Source organism: Leuconostoc inhae (genome assembly GCF_019656015.1).
In the GTDB taxonomy this organism is placed as follows: domain Bacteria; phylum Bacillota; class Bacilli; order Lactobacillales; family Lactobacillaceae; genus Leuconostoc; species Leuconostoc inhae_A.
In genome coordinates, this window is the sequence record NZ_BPKW01000014.1 from 19418 (window position 1) to 40682 (window position 21265).

At 35.4% G+C, this 21265-nt stretch carries 26 protein-coding genes and 1 pseudogene; 5 read left to right on the forward strand and 22 right to left on the reverse strand.

What is annotated here, in order from left to right; genetic code table 11:
* Positions 1 to 41: 41 nt before the first annotated feature.
* The 5 genes from K5Q14_RS08145 to tyrS all read right to left on the reverse strand — a co-directional run bounded on the left by K5Q14_RS08145 (position 42) and on the right by tyrS (position 4922).
* Complete coding sequence (locus K5Q14_RS08145; RefSeq protein ID WP_220735301.1) at positions 42 to 1244, reverse strand: MFS transporter; 1203 nt, start codon at positions 1242 to 1244, stop codon at positions 42 to 44.
* Positions 1245 to 1335: 91 nt separating this feature from the next.
* Positions 1336 to 1677: an MmcQ/YjbR family DNA-binding protein gene (locus K5Q14_RS08150; RefSeq protein WP_220735302.1), complete on the reverse strand. Its 342-nt coding sequence runs from the start codon at positions 1675 to 1677 to the stop codon at positions 1336 to 1338.
* Between the two features lie 71 nt (positions 1678 to 1748).
* A complete protein-coding gene (locus K5Q14_RS08155; RefSeq protein WP_220735303.1) occupies positions 1749 to 2612 on the reverse strand; it encodes an NAD(P)-dependent oxidoreductase in 864 nt (287 codons plus the stop codon).
* A 4-nt stretch (positions 2613 to 2616) separates the two neighbouring features.
* A complete protein-coding gene (locus K5Q14_RS08160; protein ID WP_220735324.1) occupies positions 2617 to 3606 on the reverse strand; it encodes a D-2-hydroxyacid dehydrogenase in 990 nt (329 codons plus the stop codon).
* Positions 3607 to 3674: 68 nt separating this feature from the next.
* Positions 3675 to 4922 (reverse strand): tyrosine--tRNA ligase, encoded by a 1248-nt coding sequence (tyrS, locus tag K5Q14_RS08165; RefSeq protein ID WP_220735304.1) that lies wholly within the window; start codon positions 4920 to 4922, stop codon positions 3675 to 3677.
* A gap of 500 nt (positions 4923 to 5422) precedes the next feature.
* Between tyrS and K5Q14_RS08170 the strand changes: the two genes are divergently transcribed.
* Positions 5423 to 6184 carry a DUF975 family protein gene (locus K5Q14_RS08170; RefSeq protein WP_220735305.1) on the forward strand — a complete coding sequence of 254 codons (762 nt, stop codon included), beginning with the start codon at positions 5423 to 5425 and terminating at the stop codon, positions 6182 to 6184.
* Between the two features lie 292 nt (positions 6185 to 6476).
* Here the strand turns inward: K5Q14_RS08170 and K5Q14_RS08175 are convergent, their stop codons facing one another.
* From K5Q14_RS08175 to K5Q14_RS08205, 7 genes are all read right to left on the reverse strand, one after another.
* Positions 6477 to 7235, reverse strand: a complete 759-nt coding sequence (locus K5Q14_RS08175; RefSeq protein WP_220735325.1) for a multidrug ABC transporter permease — start codon at positions 7233 to 7235, stop codon at positions 6477 to 6479.
* A 6-nt stretch (positions 7236 to 7241) separates the two neighbouring features.
* On the reverse strand, positions 7242 to 8132 hold the full coding sequence (locus K5Q14_RS08180) for an XRE family transcriptional regulator (RefSeq protein ID WP_220735306.1): 891 nt from the start codon (positions 8130 to 8132) through the stop codon (positions 7242 to 7244).
* 278 nt (positions 8133 to 8410) lie between these two features.
* Positions 8411 to 9511, reverse strand: coding sequence for a glycerol dehydrogenase (locus tag K5Q14_RS08185; protein ID WP_220735307.1), 1101 nt, complete (start codon positions 9509 to 9511; stop codon positions 8411 to 8413).
* 13 nt (positions 9512 to 9524) lie between these two features.
* On the reverse strand, positions 9525 to 10259 hold the full coding sequence (fabG, locus tag K5Q14_RS08190) for a 3-oxoacyl-ACP reductase FabG (RefSeq protein ID WP_220735308.1): 735 nt from the start codon (positions 10257 to 10259) through the stop codon (positions 9525 to 9527).
* Positions 10260 to 10273: 14 nt separating this feature from the next.
* On the reverse strand, positions 10274 to 11527 hold the full coding sequence (locus K5Q14_RS08195; protein WP_220735309.1) for a CinA family nicotinamide mononucleotide deamidase-related protein: 1254 nt from the start codon (positions 11525 to 11527) through the stop codon (positions 10274 to 10276).
* Positions 11528 to 11545: 18 nt separating this feature from the next.
* A complete protein-coding gene (locus K5Q14_RS08200) occupies positions 11546 to 12241 on the reverse strand; it encodes a triose-phosphate isomerase (protein ID WP_220735310.1) in 696 nt (231 codons plus the stop codon).
* Positions 12242 to 12337: 96 nt separating this feature from the next.
* Complete coding sequence (locus K5Q14_RS08205) at positions 12338 to 13552, reverse strand: ATP-binding protein (protein WP_220735311.1); 1215 nt, start codon at positions 13550 to 13552, stop codon at positions 12338 to 12340.
* 149 nt (positions 13553 to 13701) lie between these two features.
* Between K5Q14_RS08205 and K5Q14_RS08210 the strand changes: the two genes are divergently transcribed.
* The gene (locus K5Q14_RS08210) at positions 13702 to 13998 is read left to right on the forward strand and encodes a winged helix-turn-helix transcriptional regulator (protein WP_246587630.1); all 297 of its coding nucleotides are present in this window, start codon (positions 13702 to 13704) and stop codon (positions 13996 to 13998) included.
* Between the two features lie 11 nt (positions 13999 to 14009).
* Here the strand turns inward: K5Q14_RS08210 and K5Q14_RS08215 are convergent, their stop codons facing one another.
* The 3 genes from K5Q14_RS08215 to K5Q14_RS08225 form a co-directional block, all read right to left on the reverse strand.
* Positions 14010 to 14261, reverse strand: a complete 252-nt coding sequence (locus K5Q14_RS08215; RefSeq protein ID WP_220735313.1) for a hypothetical protein — start codon at positions 14259 to 14261, stop codon at positions 14010 to 14012.
* Between the two features lie 262 nt (positions 14262 to 14523).
* Positions 14524 to 14817, reverse strand: a complete 294-nt coding sequence (locus K5Q14_RS08220; protein ID WP_220735314.1) for a bacteriocin immunity protein — start codon at positions 14815 to 14817, stop codon at positions 14524 to 14526.
* A gap of 353 nt (positions 14818 to 15170) precedes the next feature.
* Positions 15171 to 15392, reverse strand: a complete 222-nt coding sequence (locus tag K5Q14_RS08225) for a hypothetical protein (RefSeq protein ID WP_220735315.1) — start codon at positions 15390 to 15392, stop codon at positions 15171 to 15173.
* 204 nt (positions 15393 to 15596) lie between these two features.
* Between K5Q14_RS08225 and K5Q14_RS08230 the strand changes: the two genes are divergently transcribed.
* Together K5Q14_RS08230 and K5Q14_RS08235 are read left to right on the forward strand one after the other, a co-directional pair.
* Entirely contained in the window at positions 15597 to 15899 is a 303-nt protein-coding gene (locus tag K5Q14_RS08230) for a bacteriocin immunity family protein (RefSeq protein ID WP_220735316.1), read from the forward strand.
* 28 nt (positions 15900 to 15927) lie between these two features.
* On the forward strand, positions 15928 to 16158 hold the full coding sequence (locus tag K5Q14_RS08235; RefSeq protein WP_220735317.1) for a hypothetical protein: 231 nt from the start codon (positions 15928 to 15930) through the stop codon (positions 16156 to 16158).
* A gap of 117 nt (positions 16159 to 16275) precedes the next feature.
* On the opposite strand, the gene K5Q14_RS08240 is transcribed toward K5Q14_RS08235, so the two are convergent.
* From K5Q14_RS08240 to K5Q14_RS08265, 6 genes and pseudogenes are all read right to left on the reverse strand, one after another.
* A complete protein-coding gene (locus K5Q14_RS08240) occupies positions 16276 to 16551 on the reverse strand; it encodes a hypothetical protein (RefSeq protein ID WP_220735318.1) in 276 nt (91 codons plus the stop codon).
* A 191-nt stretch (positions 16552 to 16742) separates the two neighbouring features.
* Complete coding sequence (locus tag K5Q14_RS08245) at positions 16743 to 17231, reverse strand: helix-turn-helix domain-containing protein (RefSeq protein ID WP_220735319.1); 489 nt, start codon at positions 17229 to 17231, stop codon at positions 16743 to 16745.
* Between the two features lie 170 nt (positions 17232 to 17401).
* Positions 17402 to 17680: pseudogene (locus K5Q14_RS08250) on the reverse strand (cysteine peptidase family C39 domain-containing protein); the annotation flags it as partial.
* A 576-nt stretch (positions 17681 to 18256) separates the two neighbouring features.
* Positions 18257 to 18889 carry a stage II sporulation protein M gene (locus K5Q14_RS08255; RefSeq protein ID WP_246587632.1) on the reverse strand — a complete coding sequence of 211 codons (633 nt, stop codon included), beginning with the start codon at positions 18887 to 18889 and terminating at the stop codon, positions 18257 to 18259.
* A 59-nt stretch (positions 18890 to 18948) separates the two neighbouring features.
* Entirely contained in the window at positions 18949 to 19131 is a 183-nt protein-coding gene (locus K5Q14_RS08260) for a hypothetical protein (RefSeq protein ID WP_010382783.1), read from the reverse strand.
* Positions 19132 to 19169: 38 nt separating this feature from the next.
* Positions 19170 to 19331, reverse strand: a complete 162-nt coding sequence (locus K5Q14_RS08265; protein ID WP_010382785.1) for a lactococcin family bacteriocin — start codon at positions 19329 to 19331, stop codon at positions 19170 to 19172.
* A 160-nt stretch (positions 19332 to 19491) separates the two neighbouring features.
* On the opposite strand from K5Q14_RS08265, the gene K5Q14_RS08270 reads away from it, so the two are divergent.
* The gene (locus tag K5Q14_RS08270) at positions 19492 to 20271 is read left to right on the forward strand and encodes a CPBP family intramembrane glutamic endopeptidase (protein ID WP_220735320.1); all 780 of its coding nucleotides are present in this window, start codon (positions 19492 to 19494) and stop codon (positions 20269 to 20271) included.
* Between the two features lie 62 nt (positions 20272 to 20333).
* On the opposite strand, the gene K5Q14_RS08275 is transcribed toward K5Q14_RS08270, so the two are convergent.
* Positions 20334 to 21011 carry a CPBP family intramembrane glutamic endopeptidase gene (locus K5Q14_RS08275; protein ID WP_220735321.1) on the reverse strand — a complete coding sequence of 226 codons (678 nt, stop codon included), beginning with the start codon at positions 21009 to 21011 and terminating at the stop codon, positions 20334 to 20336.
* Between the last annotated feature and the right edge of the window lie 254 nt (positions 21012 to 21265).

Consider the following 21265-nt stretch of genomic DNA (forward strand, 5'->3'; position numbering starts at 1 on the left):
ACAAGTAGCAGGGTTTTATTTGTTGAAACGATCAAAATAAATCATTTACTACGTTCGTGAAACACATTAAATACAACAATAATCAAATTCAAACCAGCAATAATAAATAGACTGGACATTATACTCGTTAGGTGTTTCGTAGCAAACAATCCGGTAATGATTGGCATTAAGAAAAATGCCACACTACCAAAGAAAAAATAAAGGCCTGTGAGTCGACCGGCAAATTGTGAGTTGCGCCCAATTAATTGGCTCAATCCTAACTGTAGTGACCCACCTGCAGCAGAAATACCAAAAATAAAGCAACCTAAACTAGCAAGCCACATCTCTCGACTTGAAACAACGACAGCCAGCCCTATTATTGTCCCAACAGCTGTTACGACAAGTAATGTCGCTTCGCGTACCCATCTTTGATTCGTAATTAAGAACAATACGCCCACACCAACTAACGACCCAATACTATAAAATGTCATCAGCAAATGAGAATTAACCGTCGTAAATGATTGCACAACATGAAAGTATCGTGTGACCCATTGTGTAAAATGTATCATTAACCACATCGAACTAAAGCCATAAATCAAGAAAATTATTTTTGTGATATCCCACTGCCATTTGATGTTATTTTGACTCACTTTTGACATGACTTGAGATTTTAACGTATAAAATTTGTCAGATTTAATAGACAGCATGATACCAAGATTTACAATTAAGATCGCAGTTGCTAGCCAATATAACCAACCAAACCAAATATTTTGATTAAGCATTGTTACCAATATAATAGGCAGTAACCCTTCACCCAATGAAATCATAGCTTTTATTAACACATTACCACTCGATTTACCGTGATTAATCTCTAATAATGTTGGATATGCAACTGCATCCAAGGCTGCATTAGCCAATCCTGCCAAAGTTGTAACAATAATCGCCAAAAAAATGGTGTGTGTTAATGGCAATAATGTAAAAAACAAAATATAGGTCATGGCCCCTATACTAAGTAGCTTTTTACGCTCTAAATGATCAGATAGTTCGCCTAAAATTGGATAAGCGATAAGTTTTCCAATACCAATCGCCGAAACAACAGCAGTAGTGCTTGCAATCGAGCTCTGCCACAACGTACTCAATTGTTGAACAGTCTGTGCTAAGATAATTAGTGCAAATCCTTGTACAATATAACTCAAATAAATCACTAATCGTACTTTTATATGACTATTATGCTGCCCAGTTGTTGGTTGCTTTATTTCTGTCATTTAAAATTCCCTTGATCGGCTTGATATGTTTATTTGTTAATCAAAACGTTGCTTAACAATTCAAATGACGGCTACTTCCAAAATATCGTGTCTACGATGTTAATACATCACTTTCCCTAATCATTTCAATCAGCTCAGCTTGAGAAATGTCGGTATCATTAACAGTAACTGTATTCCAATGCGCTTTATTCATATGATACCCCGGAAAAACACCTTTATACTCACGCATCATTTCACCGTGTTCTGGTCTTAGTTTGAGATCAATCATTAATTCGTCGTTTTTCTCAAAAATCAATGCAATCATTTTGTGATTACTTTTTTGTTTCATGACAGTCCAAACGATTGTTTCATGACGTTGCTTGTTATTAAACGGATAATCTTCAAATGAATCAGTGCAAGCATTAACTAACTGAATAAGATCTTGTCGGTTCATGTCATCTCCTGTTCAATAATGAGAACTATAACTAGTATTTCAAAATTGTTTCACGTGAAACAATTAACACGTTATTGGAATTCTGACCACAACTTAACAATCGCTTGCACACCTTCATCCCCGTGTTCTTGACTTAGTTTAGCAAATAATTGTTCTGCTAATTTTGCACCTGGCAAATCAATCTGCATGTCAGCTGCCGCATCAAGTGCGATACGAAGGTCTTTTAACAAATGCTTAGCATAAAATCCGGCAGCAAAATCACCGTTCATCACACGTGGCATATAATTTGTAACAGACCATGAGCCTGCTGCACCGCTACGCCACACATTGTAAGCATCGGTCATATTTAGACCTGCCGATTTTGCGTAGACCATAGATTCTGCCATTGTAATGACAGTGGCTGCAACACCAATATTGTTACTCATTTTCATGTGTTGCCCTTTGCCAGCTGCGCCCGCCAGAACAATTTGTTTCCCAACAGATTGAAGAACTGGCAAAATTTGTTCAAAAGTTGTGGCTGACCCACCAACCATGATAGATAACGTGCCATTTTTAGCGCCAATATCACCACCTGAAACAGGCGCATCTAACACTTGAAAGCCTAATTTTTCACCTTTTTGAGCCAATTGTTCTGCTAATTTCGGTGTCGATGTTGTCATATCAACTAAAATATCACCACTTTTAGCACCAGCAAAAACACCATCTGCTCGTGTCCAAACATCTTCAACATCTTTTGGATAACCAACCATCGTAAAAGTGATGTCTGAGGCACGCGCAACATCGGCTGGCGTATCAGCCCAAATAGCGCCATGAGAAATAACGTTATCTGCCTTGGATTGTGTCCGATTATAGACCGTCACTTGGTGACCCGCATGCAAGAAATTATTAACAATTCCCGTGCCCATGACGCCAGTCCCAATAAAGCCAATTTTCATTTTTTTACCTCAAAATTTCATTTTCAGTGTGTCCACCATTTGCCATGGTAACCGCATCATCTAGTGCAATTTCAACCATATTTTTGATAGCCGTATTTGTGTAAAATGCAATATGTGGTGATAAGTAAAAATTATCTAATTGAACGAGACGTTGGATATTTTCCGGTAATTCCGCTACTGTCTGCTTTTGGTCCATAAACTCATTTTCGTTTGGCGCTACATCAAACGCAGCACCATAAAGTTGACCAGATAACAAAGCTGACTCCAAGGCATCCATGTCCACAATACCGCCGCGGGCCATATTAAGCATAATCGTCCCTGGCTGAACCTTGGCAAAAAATTCTTGGTCTGCTAATCCTTGCGTTTCAGCATTTAATGGTGTGTGAAAACTAATCACATTCGCACGCGATAAGGCATCATCTAACGTTGTATATTCCACAAACGCTTCATTTTGAGCATGGTACACCGGATCCACAGCAAGAACCTTGGCACCCAATGCATGCAACATCTGTGCAAATGCTGTGCCAATCCGACCAACACCAATCACTGCAACCGTTAATTGATAAATCTCGCGCGCTTGGCCACCCGCAGCCCATGTATAGTCTCCAGTGGCCATGGCACGATCAAACTTTTTATTGTTACGTAGGATATTAAATAATTGTGTTAATGTATATTCGGCAATCGCACGGGGCGAGTACGCAGCGACATTTGACAAACGAATATGATTACTAAAAGCAGCTGGCAAATCAAACACATCATACCCAACTTGGCGTAAAGCAATTTGCTTAATGCCATAACTAGCAAGCTTTTGATAGATAGGTGCTGGCACATCAGTTGTTTGTTGTGTCGTGACAGCGTCAAATCCCTGTGCCTTATCAACATTATCTACCGATAATGGTTCAAATACCGTCACAACCTCATGTCCTGTCTTAGCCGCCCATGTCTTAACGTAAGACGCCTCTTTATCCACACCATTGTACATTAAAATTTTCATCATATGCTCCTTTTATTTATCCTGTTACTAACGCTATCATACACTTTAAATCAAAGGTTTGCTTTTCATTATTGTACTTTGCCTAAGAAATACTTTTTCTTACCACGACGTACCAATACAAACTTACCATCATAATGGGCTGATGGCGTAATTTCAGTAGCCACATCTGTTACTTTTTCACCATTAATTGTAATAGCACCATTATTAACGTCTTCACGTGCTTGTCGCTTAGACTGATCTACGCCACCATCAACCAAAAAGTCAATAATGTTCTTACTTTCAGCGGTGATATCAAAACTTGGTACACCACCAAATGCATCAGCAATTTGTGCTGCTGACAAGGTTGCAACGTCACCGCTAAACAGTGCTTTTGATAATTGTTCAGCTTCGTCAACAGCTGTTTGACCGTGAACAAATTTGGTCACTTCTTGTGCCAAGCGACGCTGTGCTTGACGTGCACCAGGATTAGTATCAATTTCTTTGGCTAATGCGTCAATTTCTTCAACAGTTAAGAATGTAAAATATTTCAAATATTTAACGACATCAGCATCGTTTTGGTTCAACCAGAATTGGTAGAATGTGTAGGGTGACGTCTTTTTAGGATCTAACCAAATCGCATTACCTTCTGACTTACCGAACTTTTTACCTGTTGAATCAATCATCAAAGGAATTGTCAAACCAAATGCTTTTGCTGTATTTCCCTCAAGCGAATGAATGAGATCAATACCTGAAGTGATATTTCCCCATTGATCAGAACCACCAATTTGTAATTTCACGTCTTCTCGACGCCATAATTCATGAAAATCAATGCCCTGTAGCACCTGATAAGTGAATTCAGTAAACGATATACCCGTTTCCAAACGTGACGCCACAACATCCTTTTTCAACATCACATTAATGGAGAATAATTTACCATAATCACGCAGAAAATCTGTGAGTGTTAGTTTTCCTAACCAGTCATTATTATTAACAATGCGTGTGTCATTATCACCAAATAGTTTAGTAACCTGCGCTGTAATCCCTTTTTCATTTTCGGACAACTGTTCTTGCGTCAACAATTTACGTTCTGTGGTTGGCCGTGGATCACCAATAGCACCTGTTGCACCACCTATAATGATGACAGCCTTACCACCAGCATTTTGGAAACGCTTTAAGACCATAAATGGAATTAGATGGCCTAAATGTAATGAATCAGCCGTTGGATCGGTCCCAACATAGGCCCCAATTTTGCCATCTGCCATGGCTTCAAGTAACCCTGCTTCATCCGTCACTTGGTTTAACGCGCCGCGCCATTTTAATTCTTCAATAAAATTCATTTTTTCTCCTTATTTATGTATAATAAAAACCGCCCTATAAACATAGGACGGTTTTTACCGTGGTACCACCTAAATTGTAAGTCATCGGACCTACCACTTAAAATGCCTTATCGCGGCATACGTCATCTTTTTTATGTTGTGTAACTCAAAACAACGGCGGGTTAGTTTACAGCAACCACTAACTTTCTTTGACGCGCTCATCTGCCTCTTTATCAACTCATGATACGTTCATTATACCAGATAATATCTGTGATATGTGAACTTTCAAATTTTTTATACGTTAATATCACATGAACAAATGCTTAATCCGTCAATGGTGTGAGTTTAACGTAACTCCCTTTAGCCACGCCAGAAAATGAAATGCTCAATAATCGATGTTTTTGCCATATCAATAAACAACGATAATCACCACAATTTTCCCATTATTAACGGCTTTAGCTTGCAAATGTTTCTTTTTATTGTTACCATTGTGTTACATTAGTGGGAGTAATTTAAACAATATGATAACTAACAGACAAATTAAAAAAACCGCGTGGTCTCGTGTGACAACACATTTTAAGGCCGCATTCTTAATATCGTTAGTGCCGATGATATTCACTGTATTCGGTGTCATGTCGGATCATAATTCTCGCGATATGACATTTTCGCAAGATGTTAATCCTACAGCACAAACAATCACCAAAGCAGCCAATGATATGGGACACTTTCTCCAAGACAATTGGTTCACCGTTATCGTTGTTGGCTTAGTTTCTTTCGTCGTTATTATGTCATTCGCTGCATTAGTAACTGCCATTAGTGATTTCTTTACTGAAAGTACAGTGAGTGGCTTTATTGATTGGCACGAATCTGATAGAACTCCTGAATCACCGATCAAAGCCGGTTTAAACTTATTAACTAGCACAGCATTTAAGATTGCTTTTTTACGCGCCATCTATACATTATTATGGACACTATTGTTCATCATACCAGGCATCATAAAAAGCTTTTCCTATTCACAGGCGGTCTATCTATATCGTGATGACTTACGCACGGGCCGTGATATTCAATCAGCTAAGTACTATATCTCACAGTCTCAACAGTTAATGACAGACTATAAAGGTCAATTATTCATGATGTACTTAAGCTTAATTGGCTGGTACTTCTTAAATTTTGCGACTTTTGGTCTAGCTAATCTATTTACTTTACCTTATACCTTGGCTATTCGAGCAGAGTTTTATATTGCTCGACGAGGCAAGCAACCTGAAAAAACAACGATATTATAAAAAGACGAGAAATTGCATTCTCGTCTTTTTATGTGGCTATTATTTGTTTTGCAAAGCACGCTTTTGATCATTGTATCCTTGAACAAATCGTGTTATTTCAACTAAATTACCCCGTAAAATAAAATTTTCAAGTCTTAACAACATGCTAGGATAATAATACAATTGATGATTTGCAAAGTCTTGCCTAGCTTGTTGACGGCCTAAATCATAATCACTAACTTGCTGTTTTGTTTGCGCTTTATACTAGCTATACACCCCAGACTCATACTGGTTTTTCACATATTTATGCAAATTAATCATTGCTAACCTCGTCTACTGACAAGCTAGCGGCAAACTTTTGATGTTGCACAATCATTATAATCATAAATGGTATCACAATGAGTAAACAACTTAATAGAAACCTTAATAGTGTGTCGTTAAAATTTTGTTTTAAAATCATTTTTTGTACGATATCAAATAAATAATAACCAGGGAAAAACTTTTGCACCACCGTGATCACCTCTATCACAGTACCAGACAACCATGTGTCCAGTCGAATCATGAGCATACCAAACACCATACTTAAAGGCATACTGAGCGCATCAAGCGTTCTACTGTCTATATAAATACCTAATAAAAAGCCGATTGCGCTTAAATATATTCCCATCAAAGAAAACAGTACTAGCATGATAACAATATTCAAATTGAACACTAACGACTGCATCAATAACCCAGCCGCTATAATCACAACACAAATGACAAGATTTAAACTAAGTTGCACTGCCATTTGATCCATCAACCAACGTCGCACACTATAGTTAGATGTCTGCGCTTGTAATTGATAAAATTTTCTAGTGTGACTAATTTTTTTAGAAAAAGTGACCACAGCATTGCCAGCAATACCAATTGCACAGGCAGCGCTTAACCACAGGTAAGCGTTTGCCGTGGTGAAAAATCCCGATGCCTTAGCCATGCTAATCATCATCACATACCACGCCAATGGAAAAATAAGTGTAAATAACAAAAAACGTTTATTGCGCGCTGTTTCTTTAATATCTAACCATATCATTATCATGTTTTACCCGACCTCCTGGTTGTTAATGCGATACCATTGTTCAATGGTCTGGTTGTTAGCATGTATTGTTGCAACTGATTCTTCTTTTGCAATCACACCATCTTTTAACAAAACGACACGCGTAAAATATTGATCGATTTGATTAAAGTCATGCGTAATGGTTATCACACTACCACCAACATGATCTAAATAACGCCAAAAGAAATCAATTGATTCCAAATCCATCCCCACTGTTGGTTCATCTAAAATCAATAATTTTGATGGTTTCAACAAACTAATCAACAAGGCTAATCTTCTTCTTTGACCACCAGACAATTTGCTAATAATAACCTGCGACTGGTCATTAAGATTAAACTTTTTAATCATTTCAGTCACAAATAAGGGTGAATATTGTCTTTGAATTTGTGCTGATAACATCACATGTTCTCGTACTTTTAAGGTTTCAATCAATACATTTTCTTGCGGCATCACACTCAAATCATGAATTGGGTTAAAGAAGCGTTGTATTTGGCCACTATCCGGCTTAACTAACCCAACAATTGTATTAACAATCGTTGTCTTTCCTGATCCGTTAGCACCCAACAGTGCAATACGATCACGACCATAAACTGATAAATTAATTTCTTTCAATACCATCTTTTTGAATTTCTTGCTAATTTTTTGCAATTGAACAATCAAATCCTCATTACTCTGTTGACCTGATAGTAGAAAATCTAAATCAACCGCTAAAATTTCTGCCAATGAAATTAATTTATCAATATCTGGTTCCGCATCACCATGTTCCCATTTCGACACAGACTGTCGCGACACGTATAATTTTTGAGCTAACGCTTCTTGCGACAAACGCCGTTTTTGCCGTAACAAGCTCAATTGTGATTTAAAAACATTTTTCATGTACTCTTTTCTCCTAGCATGTTTAGATGATAACACCTATAAATTTGATTATACATGAAAGATCATTTTTTGAAATTTTAGAAACAATATTGCTGTAACCCTTTATTTGCTGTGCTTGCAACTGTTAGTTGCGATCGTTTTTACAGCTAACAAGTCACTGACCATGCTCAATATAAACCTAACGACAATAAAATCGCCTGCATGAGCTAGCAATATACCTCATGCAGGCGATTTTTAGTTTTTTGTCCACTCGGTGCTCTTTACATCAACAGAATGAGCTACATTATCTTGTGACTAGTGTTAAACATTCTGGAAGTTTCATCGACTTTTTTCATCACCTGTACAATATCATGCGTTGTCAATTTGATATTCATTTGATAAATGGTCTCTTTTGGATTCAGTGTTTCTCGTGCGATTTTCTCGAGAATATGATCATCATATGTTAAATCAAGATCAGCAAGTGTCACTGGTAACCCTAACGTTAACAGCAACTCTAAGTATTTTTGATATGTTTGCTCTGAAACTTGAGATAACATCAGCTGACAAAGTAAACCAAAGGCAACTTTTTCACCATGCATGCTAGATTGATTAACATATTTTGTTAAACCATTAGCAGTAGAATGCGCTGCAGCCTCACCAACACTTTCAAAACCTAAACCACTTAACAAAATATTAGCTTCAACTATTTTATCAAAATGTTCATCAACAATTCCTTGTTCATTGGCCTTTACTGCAAGTAAAGCATGTTGAAAAAGTGTTTCTTCTGCTTTTTCAGCGATTGCTATCGCAGTAATTGTTGGTTGGCCACCTAACATGTTAGTACCATGTCCGGCACGTACTGCATCTCCCTCTATCTTTGTTGCTAAAGCATCTGCAATGCCGGCAATCAGTGTTCTTTTAGGCGCATGCACAATAATTTCTGTGTCAACAATTATTAAATCTGGGCTTCTTTGAAAAAATTGATATTTTTGAAAGGACCCATTATTATCATATATTGCTGAAAGTCTTGACGTAGGGGCATCTGTTGAAGCAACTGTTGGTACAATAACTAATTGAGAACTCACGCCGTTAGCCACAACTTTCGCTATATCAATTATTTTACCACCACCTACACCAATAACAATTTGCGTATTGTTTTTTTCAGCAACTGATATCAAATATTTTGTCACTTCATCATCACTACCATCAGCTATATCTTCCAACATAACATGATCTTTTTGCTGTTTTAAACGTCTCATCAAGGGTTCGGCCGCCACTTTTGATGCAATACCGTTACTAATGATTAATATATTTTCCCCAAGTTGTGTGATCTTTTCCGTGTGCATTAACAGTGCGTGTTTTCCTTGTAAATACAAAGACGGACTCGAAAATATTTTCATAGTGTTCTCCATATTAAATACTTTGTCCACCGTCAATCACAATTGTTTGCCCAGTGATGTATTGACTACTTGCTAAAAATAAAGCGACGTCAGCGATTTCATCAACTTTTCCAAAACGCTTTAACGGAATTGTTGACAAAATAGCGTCTTTTATTTTATCAGATAAATCTTTCGTCATATCTGAATCAAACATACCTGGTGCTATTGCATTAACACAGATATTTCGCAAAGCACCTTCTCGAGCTAAGGCCTTGGTCATACCAATCAATCCAGCTTTACTAGCTGCATAATTAACCTGACCAATATTACCACTGAGACCAACAATAGAACTCATATTAATAATTGTCCCTTTTCGCGATTTGATCATTTTTTTAAATATTGGTTGTGTCACATTAAACGTGCCATTTAAATTTGTATCAATCACAGTTGAGAAATCATCAGAAGACATATTTATGGCTAAACGATCCCTAGTTATGCCGGCGTTATTAACCAAAATATCAATACCAGGAAATTCTACATCATTATAAAGTGTCAATATTGCCTTTTCGATACTCTGTGAACTATTAATGTCAAATTTTAATATGATTGGTTGCTGTTTAAACGTCTGAATAATATTCTGATCTATGCCATTTCTTGAATGTAATATGACTTTGGCGCCAGCATCATCAAATTTCTTGGCAATTGACAACCCAATGCCACGTGACGATCCTGTTACTAACGCCACTTTCCCTGCTAATTTTCCTACCATACTTTTCTAAGCCCCTATGCTCTTGATATTATTTTTTTATTTAATAAACCACGACGAATCAAATCTAATGCGACACAAACTGCGTCCTCTACATTATCCATATGATCTTTCGCAAATACTTGTGAGGTCACAAGTGCTTTATTTTGGCCTTGTGTCAATGCAAACCACACTTTTTCTGTGACATATTGATTATCATTTGACTTAGTCGGATTTTCTGCAATAATAGCTAGACCGAAATCTGCCACCAGACGTGATTTTGTCAATTCCGCTAAACGCGTAACGATTGCTTCACCATTGTTACCTGACGTTTCTATTTCTTCATCTGTTAAATCAAGAAGTGCACTAATGCCAGTAAATCCACCTTTAATAAGGTCATCACTATCGTCAAGTTGACGTAATTTAGTTTGCACCATGCCTTGTGTAAATACTTCCGTTATACCAATAGTTTTTGTCAGTTTTTTTAAGAGCATCGCTACCGTTTGTTCTAACGAGTTATGTTCCCCATTACCATAAAAATAGTCACCCACACGTTGATTGATTATTTTAGCCGTCTGATTATTCAGCTGTATTGCCTCATGTTCCGAGTTGCTTTTTGCCATTAAACGAACAATCACTTCATGTTTTTTAGCGTATGTTGCTATCGTGGGGTTCTCTTGATTATCAATCAAATCACTAATTATCGTCGATAACCGCGATTCACCAATCCCAAAGTATCGCATCACAACGGCATTCAAAATTTGACCACTTAGATAGTGACTACTTAAAATAGGTCTCACATGATTATCGAACATAGGTTCCATTTCCCATGGTGGTCCAGGTAATAGTAAAAAGTCTGCACCATTGGGATTACTATAATATGAACCAATAGCAAATCCAACATCATTAACAACGGCAATGCCGCCTTTAAGGTATAGCGCTTGTGCCTTGTTATTTTCAGCCATATCAATATTAGCATTTTCGTGCCAATTTTTGAGTTTGCTAAGTGCTGATTGATCACTGACTAATTCTGTCTTTAAAAATTGAGCCGAAATTTGTTTCGTCAAATCGTCTTCAGTTGGCCCTAACCCGCCAATCAAAATAATTAAATCAGACCTTTTATTTGCAACATCTAAAGCCTCTAACAGACGGCTGGCATTGTCTCCCACAATTGATTGATGATAGGATTCAATACCCATTTCACGCAATGCACGTGCAACATATGGTCTGTTAGTATCTATGATCTCTCCTAATAATAATTCAGTACCAACAGAAATAATTTCAGCTTTCATATATATTTTCCTCCTCTACTATAGTGCTATCGCTTCGGTAATTACTTTAAATTCATCAATATTTTGATACCTATCGCCAATCAAAACGCCGTCATAACCAATTTTATCAGCCAACTTAATACCTTCTTCATCAACATGACCACCCATAATCAGTTTAAAAGTTCTAGGACCATTTCCAGAAATTTTTAAATCTTCTAAATACTGATGCAACATCATATAAACAGCTTCCATTTCAACATCTGAGTAAGTTGAATACCCTAATTTAATTGATTGCAATGATTCATAAACCACAACAATATCTCGATTAATTAAAGACGTTTTTTTGATAATACTTTTAAATTCTCTCAACACCAAATCAGGACCACTATGTACACCTAAACAAATTATGGGCGTGATATCATGTTTAAAACAACTGTTTAAACGACCATTAATAATTGTTGTTGATTCATTTAACAATTGACGTCTTTCTAAATGTCCAATAATACTATATTGAATTCCTAAATGATTCAATATATCTCCAGATATTTCACCTACCGTACGCTCTGTTACACTGATATTTTGTGAAACTATCTGCACCCCCGCATAATTGTTTAGTTCAGGTAACGTTGGTGCTAACCATAAATCAAAGTCACGATATTGTTCTGCTGCATCTTTTAGCCACTGCTTTTGTAGCAAATAACTCATCTGCGTTTTAAAATTAACAATACAAATCATGTATTAACCTCATTAATGTATGATTTAAATTTCCTTTTGCATCGATATGATTTTCATAACCATTTATAACTAATATTTTCATACTTTTTGTCCTCTTTATTTGAATTCTGGTGATGCTGTGTCGTGTGTCGTCGTTGGATTCACGACATCAACTAGTATTGAATCTGGATGACGATCCATTTTAAGTATGGCTTGCCCGACAGCTAAATGACCATAATTTGCCATATTGTTTAAAGTAACTATTTGTTGTAATTCATCTGGATTATTTAATTGGTGCACCAGCACACTACCAAATTGCCCGCTTAATTGTGCCGGTATGTCTAATGGCGATTGTGTTGAAACCACTGAATAAATACCATATTTCCGCCCTTCGCGCAATATTTTAAATAAACCAGTGTCATTAAGTTGTGCTTGGTTGTCTGGCATGTAACGGTGTGCCTCATCAAGAAAAATTGTGATTGGAAAACGTGATATGCTGGCAGTTCTGATTGCCAACAGTTTTTTAAGTAAGAGTGATAACACTAACCGACTCACCGCACTTCCTGTTTTCAACTGACTAACATCAATGACAAGTGTGCGTTGCTGACTGCGACGTTCAGAAAATAACTTTAAGATATAAAATAAATCTATCTGCGTTGCCTGATGATCATCCTGATTGTGGTGCATGTTAAATACGCGATTTAAAGTAGGGTTCCCCACACGAGATTGCCCACTTAATAGTTCATGCCATTGTGATCTAATCGCTGCGTGATTAATTTCTTGACCTAATAACTCATAATTTGCCTTTGCATCACCATATGGCACGGCAAATTCTTGAATAACTTGTGACATCAACAGTGTCGCATCGTAATCAGAGCCAAAAACTGACAATTTTTGTTGTTCCTGATTGAATGCCGTTAATTTTTTATTGACTTTGATATAAGTGCCATTCTGTTTGATAACATTTTTCTGAATTCTAAGTGATTCGATTGCCATCGCTATTTTTGGCATTAAATGATCGCTATTGATACCTAATATGTGGGCAACATCATAAGCGGCTAGTTCTGCAAAGTCTAAATTCGCATCTTCGCCCAAAGTATAGGTCATGGCATGTGGTATTTGGCTATATTCACCTGTTGCATCAAAAATAATACTCGTTTGTTGCAACTGCTGTAACGATTCGACCAATGATAATAATGATGTTGACTTGCCATTACCTGTCGCACCAACAATCATTAAATGATGCGATAATAAATCATTTGGATCAAGAGACAGGAGATCATCTGTCCCACTTTTTTTCACAAAATTATCTAAAACCATATGTTTAACCACAACGCTCACCTCTCGCTATTTTATTGATAGTTTCTCTATCTCATTGAAACTATTACACAACTCGTTTATACTATGACTATGTGAATAATATTACTATATTGTTTGAATTTTTTAAATAACGCACTTTTATGTGCCTTATACCTTGGGGGGTGTTTGCTATTATTTCTGACCAATCAAAAAAGACCATTAAGCTCTTTGCTGCTAAGTGGTCCATTGACATACTTGTTTCAATTAATGATTTTAAAGTGACTGGCTTCAATCAATTAAATCAGAGTTTACCAAGCCTATCCCACAAAGTTCTAACAGAACGGCTACAAGATATGGTAAAAGACAGCATGATCAGTCGTACTGTTGTTGAACGTATTCCTTTGCGCGTGATTTATAAACTTTCTCCAAAAGGGCAAGCTATTTTAGAATTATGTACCAAATTAAACGATTTTGATTAGTATACGACAACTTAATGACCAACAAAGAATCGCATTGGTATACTGACGTCAGAGTTTGCAAGTTGACGCCATAATATCAAGCCATTTTCAGATAAATGTTGTTTAATTAATAACGCCCTAAAACTACGCGCCACGTCACGCTGCACTTTGCTTGCCGCAACGTTATCTCTGATATGTCCACATGCCTGATCAACTATTTGTTGTTCGGACATATTACCGTTTTTAAATGCCGTTAATACTGCCAATAACTGTGTTTTGTTCATGATTTCCCCTTATTATTATGATTGTAAATTAAAAAAACCTATATCTGCCCATCTCAAATGCAACTTTTAAATGGCATTATCAAATTTCAAGTATAGGTACCCCTAGTGAGAACTTCGTTTCAATTTTTATCAGCCTCTAACACACATTATAGCAAAAGGAAATAACGGATTTTACACAAGTTTTTTGATTTTTAGGTCAAAATATATTATTGACTTTTTTAAAAAATATGTTAGATGGGTGCTACCAATTATTGCGTTATCATTAATAGCCATACCTTATTTGACTCAGTTCAGTTAATTTCTTCATCGTTTGTTGCGCGTCTGCTGGTAACACGATATGATTTTTTAGCATTGCACTTGATAGTTCAAGATTCATTCTGCTGAGTATCACTGGTATCGATCCTGATTCTGTTTTGATTTCATTAAAATACTCTGATAAAACATGTTGCAACTCACTATACTTCACATCATCTAGTTGCTGACGTAATTGTATGAGCAGCGCTAGCGCAGATTTTCCTCTCTCTTGACCACCTGTAAACCATTTTATAGCTGACATTATGATTCTCGCCTTTTAGTGTTATCTATTTGATCATAATTTCTTTTGAACTCTGCGTTCGACTTTGACAAAAATTCTTTTCCATGTCGCGTTTTTGTCAAATAGAGATAGTATAAATAATAACTAACTGTCGCAAGAACTAATGACAACAGAAATGACCAAACAAACTTCATTGACCAAATATTGAATTTGAACACCTCTGGTACTATTGTGATGATAAACATCATCAACGCTATATTTAATGCACGGTATTTTGGTAAATAACGGTTTTTCTTGTATTTTTTCATATCATTACGCTAACTAATTACAATCCTTGGTTGTTCGTCTCTGGATGTGATAATAACACATGTTAATTATTTGAGGTTTGAAGGTACTTCTCCCTTGACGAGTATCATACTAACAACAATTGCAAAAATAGCTACCTTATCAAACTCAGCAATCAAAAAATCATGAGATATCATGTTCATTCCTAATTGAATTATCCCAATGACAGTAAAGACCTGTACGAAAGATTTTATAAATAGCGCTTGGTTACTAGGTATTCTTTCCCAACTACTTTTTAATAACTTATTCATTTTCTATCCCCTTTTTAATATTACTATCTGTATAAATTATATCACTCTTATACTCATCTTGCTAGAAACATTTTTTCATGAAAAATTCATCCATATTTTAATTATACTTTGCCAGTTTGTAAATAAATGTGCCATAATGGCATTTGCTTGTTATAAAAATCACGACTATAATACAGTTATTAATTAAAATTGGGGAACTGAACAGTGGCTAAAAACGATAAAGAAATTGACATATTAAATGACATCATTAACTTGCTAATACAGGTAGACTTAACAACAGATGAACGATCCATCTTACAGTTTGCTAAAAAGCAATTAGAAAAGCACGTTTATTTTCCAAAGATTATTAGCGGCTTAGAACTATCACTAACACCTTTAGCGATGCAACAACAATTATCTAAAAGCCTATCACCATTTTATTTAAAAATAACAAGTCAGGAATTTAAAAATAAATATCAGGGCTTTGGTACTGGCTTAGGTATGAGTTTTGGCGGCGGCAATTTTTAAAATTTTGTGATATAGAAAGGTATTGATCATGGATACAGTAACGAAGCATAGTCTTTTCTCAGGTATTGTTTTTGGCATATTATTAATCATATCCAACTTCGTGATTGATCCCGTAAAAAATACACGTATTATTCCTATGGCGATTTTTATATTATTTGCCAGTTTAGTCATGGGATTGTATGTGTATTGGTATGGTAAAAAGACTAAAATTGGCCAAAAGCATTACAATAATCTAGCAAGAAAAAAAGCTAACAAATAATAAATTAAGCTTAATGAACCCATCATCAATGTGAACTCGATGATGGGTTTTTATATTGTCTGTATTAATTACATGTCATGTGACCGCAGTAATTCTTGATGGTTTAATTTTAATCATTCACAAACTAATGTTATCTCTTCTACCATATCCCAAGTATAATCTTAATAATTCAGATTGGATGGGAACTAATCTTGCGGATAGACTTCCCTGCGTTAAAAACTGTTCTGAAAGTTTATATTTAAGGTTCTCAGCGACTTTGATATCATCAATACCATCTTTCATGCTTTGATTAGCATGCGCTAAAATTTCGCGCTCTTGCCTAGACATATCGCTGTTCGAGTCTGTGGCAACTTCATTAACCATCTGCCAAAATTTTATTTTTTTGTTGTTCATGTTAAATGCCCTCATTTTTTTGTTGTTCATGTAATAATCCACTGACTAATACATATATTGATACTGTCAAAACCAAACATAAGCCCCAATTACTCCACCCCAAAATAAGACCAGCTATAATAGAAAAAAAGAACACAAATAATTTTGTTTTCATAAAAACTCACCCCTCAATAATATATTTTTCTCAGTTATCAAAATGGCACGAAAATCCCATAAATACCTGCTAGTAATGGCACAATAATTGCGAATATTACGAGTTGGTAATTATTAAACGGCTTTTTGTCCTCAATCAATCGCAATTGATTACTAAAGTATACTAACGCCACAGCATTAGTTAACATGGCCACAAATACCACAATAGACACCCACATAGTAACATGACCTATAATAACAAACATAATCAATGATGTCGTTGCCGTCAATAATCTAAGCAATACAATATTTTGCTTTTTAGCTTTATCCTTAATATTATTGATCATTTTTTTATCCTCCAAAAGTAATTGATCTAAAGATATGTTTAGCTTCTTTGCAATCAAGACAACATTATCGATGTCTGGCAATGTTCGACCACTTTCCCAATTCGATATTGTTTTGCTAGAAACCATTAATAATTCAGAAAAATCGACTTGTGTCATCTTCCTTTCTTTACGTTGTGATTTAATTAACTCTGAAAAATTCATATCTCTTACTCCAAATAATAGATTGATCTTGCTACTCTGTAAAGGAAATAGGGTTCTAATTAACAAGAAATCAACTAGAAACACCTGTCTAATCCTCGTTATTAGTTCTTTATTATCAACCACCCTAACTTAAAATATCAAATCATTTATTTCGACTAACACCACGGATACTTACCGTCTTTTTGAACATGCGCAATAAATGGATATGGCAAATCTTTCTGATCAAATATAGAAAGATCTGCCCGAACAGGCGTGGTATCAAAGTCAAGTGCTTGTGCTGCCCTGACAATCCCTAATGCTGTGGTACCCTCCATGTCTGTCTTGGCTATTTCTCGTAAATGTGCCAGGGATACTCGTGTCTTGTAATGCGCAGCAATCATTGCCAACGCTGCAACACCACAATCACGTTCATCGACTTGAGGAATGTAATTAATCTTTTTGATAAACATTTATCATCCTCCACAATACAGTGTATCAAATTGCAACCCCTGATTTTTCACATATTCATCGTATCTTTTGCTGAAATATGTTAGTGACATTTATTAGTTTTTGTGGTAATAAGACGTAGTCTGGTTGACAAGAACAATACCAATAGATAAATTCATCCATTTCTAAAAATAATATTTCAGTAAAAAATGCAATGATTACTCACCTGTGGCATACGGGTAAGTAATCATTGCATTTTTTAGTTAAACCGTTAAATCTGTTTTATCTAACTTTCGAAATTCATTTCAGTTGAGATTTTTTTATAATGCGATCAATCATTAAAGGTGTTATAGGTACCGCTGCAAGAGAAACGATACCTATATAGGGTATTGACGAAATTAGACGTAAACTTGACAGCACATAGCAGATAAAAATAATGATATCTACAATAATGACCATTCTAATTAACCGAAGACTTGTTCTTGACATATTTTTTTTATTAGGCATCGTACCACATCCTTTTTTAATATTATTGAAACACGCTATCGCATATTCGGCATGATGTATTTTATTAATTAATTTAATACTATCACAAAAATTCACATAAACACATTCATAATTATAGGTGTAATGAACGATTCAATTATTGCAGCTATAATTAGTAATGGTAACGTATATACAACAAAGGATTTCAGCAAAGTATACAACAACGATCCAATGAATTTATAATTCAAATGTTGTCGCTTCCATATGCGCTTTAAAATGTTAATAGATATATCATTAGTTTTTTTGGCTAAGATCAATACTATAATATATGAAGTTATTTCCAGAATACCATGTGGCAATATACCTGTAATAGCTAACTTTAACCCTACAACTAAGCCCTTATCATACACTACATACCCAACAACTTGACCCATTGTTGAAATCGTTCCGATTGCCGGTAAAGCGTACAGGTAGGGAACTGGGATTATCGCAAACAAAATAATCGAACCGGTCGATATAACATTCATAATTATAATATTCAAAAAGTCTATGCTACTATAATTTGTGACAACTTTAGCGTTCAAGTATTCTTTTATGCCATTTATCTCGCTAGGGTTAGATTTAATCTTAAAATACACATATACAGATAGCAAAACAACATATATCATTATATATAGCAATAGTAATAACATTGTTTTTGTATACTTATTTTTAATGACTTGCCATTTAGCTAATTGATTTCGCATTTTAAAAAAGTATATCCTTTTCTGTATTCATATCAGATAATTTTTATAATCAAACTATTTTATGCCAAATATTTCCCGTACTTAATTATTTTGTAAGTCAATCCACCCAATTTAACTATCTTCCCTACTTTTTTCCCAGCATCATATGCCCCTTGATTAAATCCGCCAGTCACATATTGCAGGTCCGAATCGGTAATCTTTTGATACTTATCTAGTTGTTCAAACTTATTATGATTTTTCATTTTTTCCTATATCCTTTTTTCATTTTTTACGCAGTTACTTATCCATGAATCACGCCACGAATAAAGCTAACAACAGCATCTGCATCTCGTTCCGTGCCTTTATTCATGTAAAAAGCACCTCTGGAAACCATTTTATAGCCACCGCTAATTCCTGATAACTGCTCTTCGCTCAACGTTTTAAAACTTGTTTGATTCAGCATAACTATTCCTCTTTTCTTATACATCAACTAATCACAATTAGTTTTTTATACTAACATCAACATATGGTCAGTACACTCTTCATCATACAACAGCAACGTCAATTTCACATTGCCAAAATGGCACTTTTTGAAACCAGCTAACTTATGCTACACTAACACTATGACATCTAGAAAAAATTTACTGATACAAATTTTGTTAGTATGGCTTGGTAGCCTCTTATTCACAATTGGTTTTGAGAACTTACTTGCCTATTCGACACAGTTATCACAATATACGATCGTGGTTCTGAATTCTTTATTAAGTATAGGTATCTTATACTTAGTTAATCACAAATACAAATTAACCAAAATATTCATAAAACCAGCACATGATACTTGGTTAGATAAATCAGTTTATATCATACCAATCCTTCTGTACGCTTTACGCTTATTACTATTTTTTGTTGATGAACCTGGCAAATTGAGTCTGATCGTGAATCACATGCCACACTATCTCATGATTTTACTGGTTATTGTCACCAGTGTTTTTTTCGAAGAGTATATCGATCGTGGCCTTATTTTTGGCGCATTACTGGTTTATTTTAAAAATCATAAGTGGCGTGTACCACTCAGCATCTTATTATCTGCTTTTATGTTCTCATTGTCTCATTTGATGAACTTATTGCATCAAAATGCGATACAAACACTCGGCCAGCTAATTTATACTTTTGGTTTTGGCTGTTTAGTCAGTATGCTGTATATTCGATCACGAAGCCTACTAATCCCATTTGCAACCCATTTATTATTCAACTTACCGTCATTTTTAGATGATTCAGCATTTAGTGCAACGCATGCGGTTACACTCACATCCCTAATAGGACCAATCATCTTACTAATTATTTTCCTAACTTACACCTTTGTTTTTATCAATAAAGATGAAACAAAGCATTATCAATTTTAGGGCTTATGTGACACCTACGCGCACATTTATGGCTGTTAATGTAACAATTTTTAAATGACTATTTATGTCAACAAGACTAATAAATTATGCAGACTATGAAACATGATTGTATACTGCAATTTTTTAGTCACAACTCTAACAATCATCAAAACCCCACCAGCCGTTAAATAAGTTGCCCACTGTGCTAATGTCGATGGTGAATGCACTAACGCAAATACCACTGTTGGCCACAAAATTTGCATCGCCCTCCCAAGTGACTTAGCTTCTTCAAACATAATACCACGAAAATATATTTCTTCAATAATCGGCGCAATAACAACAATATTAAAATTAAATAACAGCAGTGGCCACCAACTTGTTAAATGATTTAATATCTTATCAATAGCTTGTTGATTACTGCCAGTCAACTGATTACTTCCAAATAATGCAGGTAACCCATAAGTTATAAATAACCAACTTATAATAAATATAGCGATGGTTATACCCACTTTTCTGCTATTCAGACGCTCAAAAACAACATCTGATCGCTGAGATAAATAGCGATACCCAAAATAGGCAATTACCCCACTTACGATAACATTCGCCAATAAAGCTACACCAGCATATTGATTTAAATCACCCATAAAAAGAAAAAAATCTGGTATGACTAAAATAACGAAAATTAATATGGTAACTAAGATAAGTTCAAATAATTCCCTAGCTTTTTTGATAATAGGCAATACAATATTTTTTATTGGCATAATTCCACTTTCTATTTATTCGTATATTGGATACTCGTTTATTTTGTCACACCAAAAGGTCAGTGATAGACACTAATTTCTAACTCGTGTCTATCACTGATCTTTTGTTGACATGCAATTAATATCTTTTATTTAACAGTCCCAAAGTATGCACGATGCTTTATTCTAAGTCTAGCCGCTGGATCTACGTCAATAAATCGGACACGCATTCTACTTTGATTTGCTATTTTTGTTCAAAGGCCACTGGGGTTAAA

Excerpts from the sequence above, each read along its gene's own strand:
- K5Q14_RS08155 (WP_220735303.1), bottom strand. The coding sequence starts at position 2,612 with ATGAAAATTGGCTTTATTGGGACTGGCGTCATGGGCACGGGAATTGTT.
- K5Q14_RS08200 (WP_220735310.1), bottom strand. The coding sequence starts at position 12,241 with ATGATTTGTATTGTTAATTTTAAAACGCAGATGAGTTATTTGCTACAA.
- K5Q14_RS08255 (WP_246587632.1), bottom strand. The coding sequence starts at position 18,889 with ATGCGAAATCAATTAGCTAAATGGCAAGTCATTAAAAATAAGTATACA.
- K5Q14_RS08170 (WP_220735305.1), top strand. The coding sequence starts at position 5,423 with ATGATAACTAACAGACAAATTAAAAAAACCGCGTGGTCTCGTGTGACA.
- K5Q14_RS08225 (WP_220735315.1), bottom strand. The coding sequence starts at position 15,392 with ATGAATAAGTTATTAAAAAGTAGTTGGGAAAGAATACCTAGTAACCAA.
- K5Q14_RS08270 (WP_220735320.1), top strand. The coding sequence starts at position 19,492 with ATGACATCTAGAAAAAATTTACTGATACAAATTTTGTTAGTATGGCTT.
- fabG (WP_220735308.1), bottom strand. The coding sequence starts at position 10,259 with ATGGTAGGAAAATTAGCAGGGAAAGTGGCGTTAGTAACAGGATCGTCA.
- K5Q14_RS08220 (WP_220735314.1), bottom strand. The coding sequence starts at position 14,817 with ATGTCAGCTATAAAATGGTTTACAGGTGGTCAAGAGAGAGGAAAATCT.
- K5Q14_RS08245 (WP_220735319.1), bottom strand. The coding sequence starts at position 17,231 with ATGAATTTTTCAGAGTTAATTAAATCACAACGTAAAGAAAGGAAGATG.
- K5Q14_RS08240 (WP_220735318.1), bottom strand. The coding sequence starts at position 16,551 with ATGAACAACAAAAAAATAAAATTTTGGCAGATGGTTAATGAAGTTGCC.
- K5Q14_RS08160 (WP_220735324.1), bottom strand. The coding sequence starts at position 3,606 with ATGAAAATTTTAATGTACAATGGTGTGGATAAAGAGGCGTCTTACGTT.
- K5Q14_RS08275 (WP_220735321.1), bottom strand. The coding sequence starts at position 21,011 with ATGCCAATAAAAAATATTGTATTGCCTATTATCAAAAAAGCTAGGGAA.
- K5Q14_RS08265 (WP_010382785.1), bottom strand. The coding sequence starts at position 19,331 with ATGCTGAATCAAACAAGTTTTAAAACGTTGAGCGAAGAGCAGTTATCA.
- K5Q14_RS08180 (WP_220735306.1), bottom strand. The coding sequence starts at position 8,132 with ATGAAAAATGTTTTTAAATCACAATTGAGCTTGTTACGGCAAAAACGG.
- K5Q14_RS08235 (WP_220735317.1), top strand. The coding sequence starts at position 15,928 with ATGGATACAGTAACGAAGCATAGTCTTTTCTCAGGTATTGTTTTTGGC.
- K5Q14_RS08260 (WP_010382783.1), bottom strand. The coding sequence starts at position 19,131 with ATGAAAAATCATAATAAGTTTGAACAACTAGATAAGTATCAAAAGATT.
- K5Q14_RS08215 (WP_220735313.1), bottom strand. The coding sequence starts at position 14,261 with ATGAACAAAACACAGTTATTGGCAGTATTAACGGCATTTAAAAACGGT.
- K5Q14_RS08150 (WP_220735302.1), bottom strand. The coding sequence starts at position 1,677 with ATGAACCGACAAGATCTTATTCAGTTAGTTAATGCTTGCACTGATTCA.
- K5Q14_RS08145 (WP_220735301.1), bottom strand. The coding sequence starts at position 1,244 with ATGACAGAAATAAAGCAACCAACAACTGGGCAGCATAATAGTCATATA.
- K5Q14_RS08195 (WP_220735309.1), bottom strand. The coding sequence starts at position 11,527 with ATGAAAGCTGAAATTATTTCTGTTGGTACTGAATTATTATTAGGAGAG.
- tyrS (WP_220735304.1), bottom strand. The coding sequence starts at position 4,922 with ATGAATTTTATTGAAGAATTAAAATGGCGCGGCGCGTTAAACCAAGTG.
- K5Q14_RS08185 (WP_220735307.1), bottom strand. The coding sequence starts at position 9,511 with ATGAAAATATTTTCGAGTCCGTCTTTGTATTTACAAGGAAAACACGCA.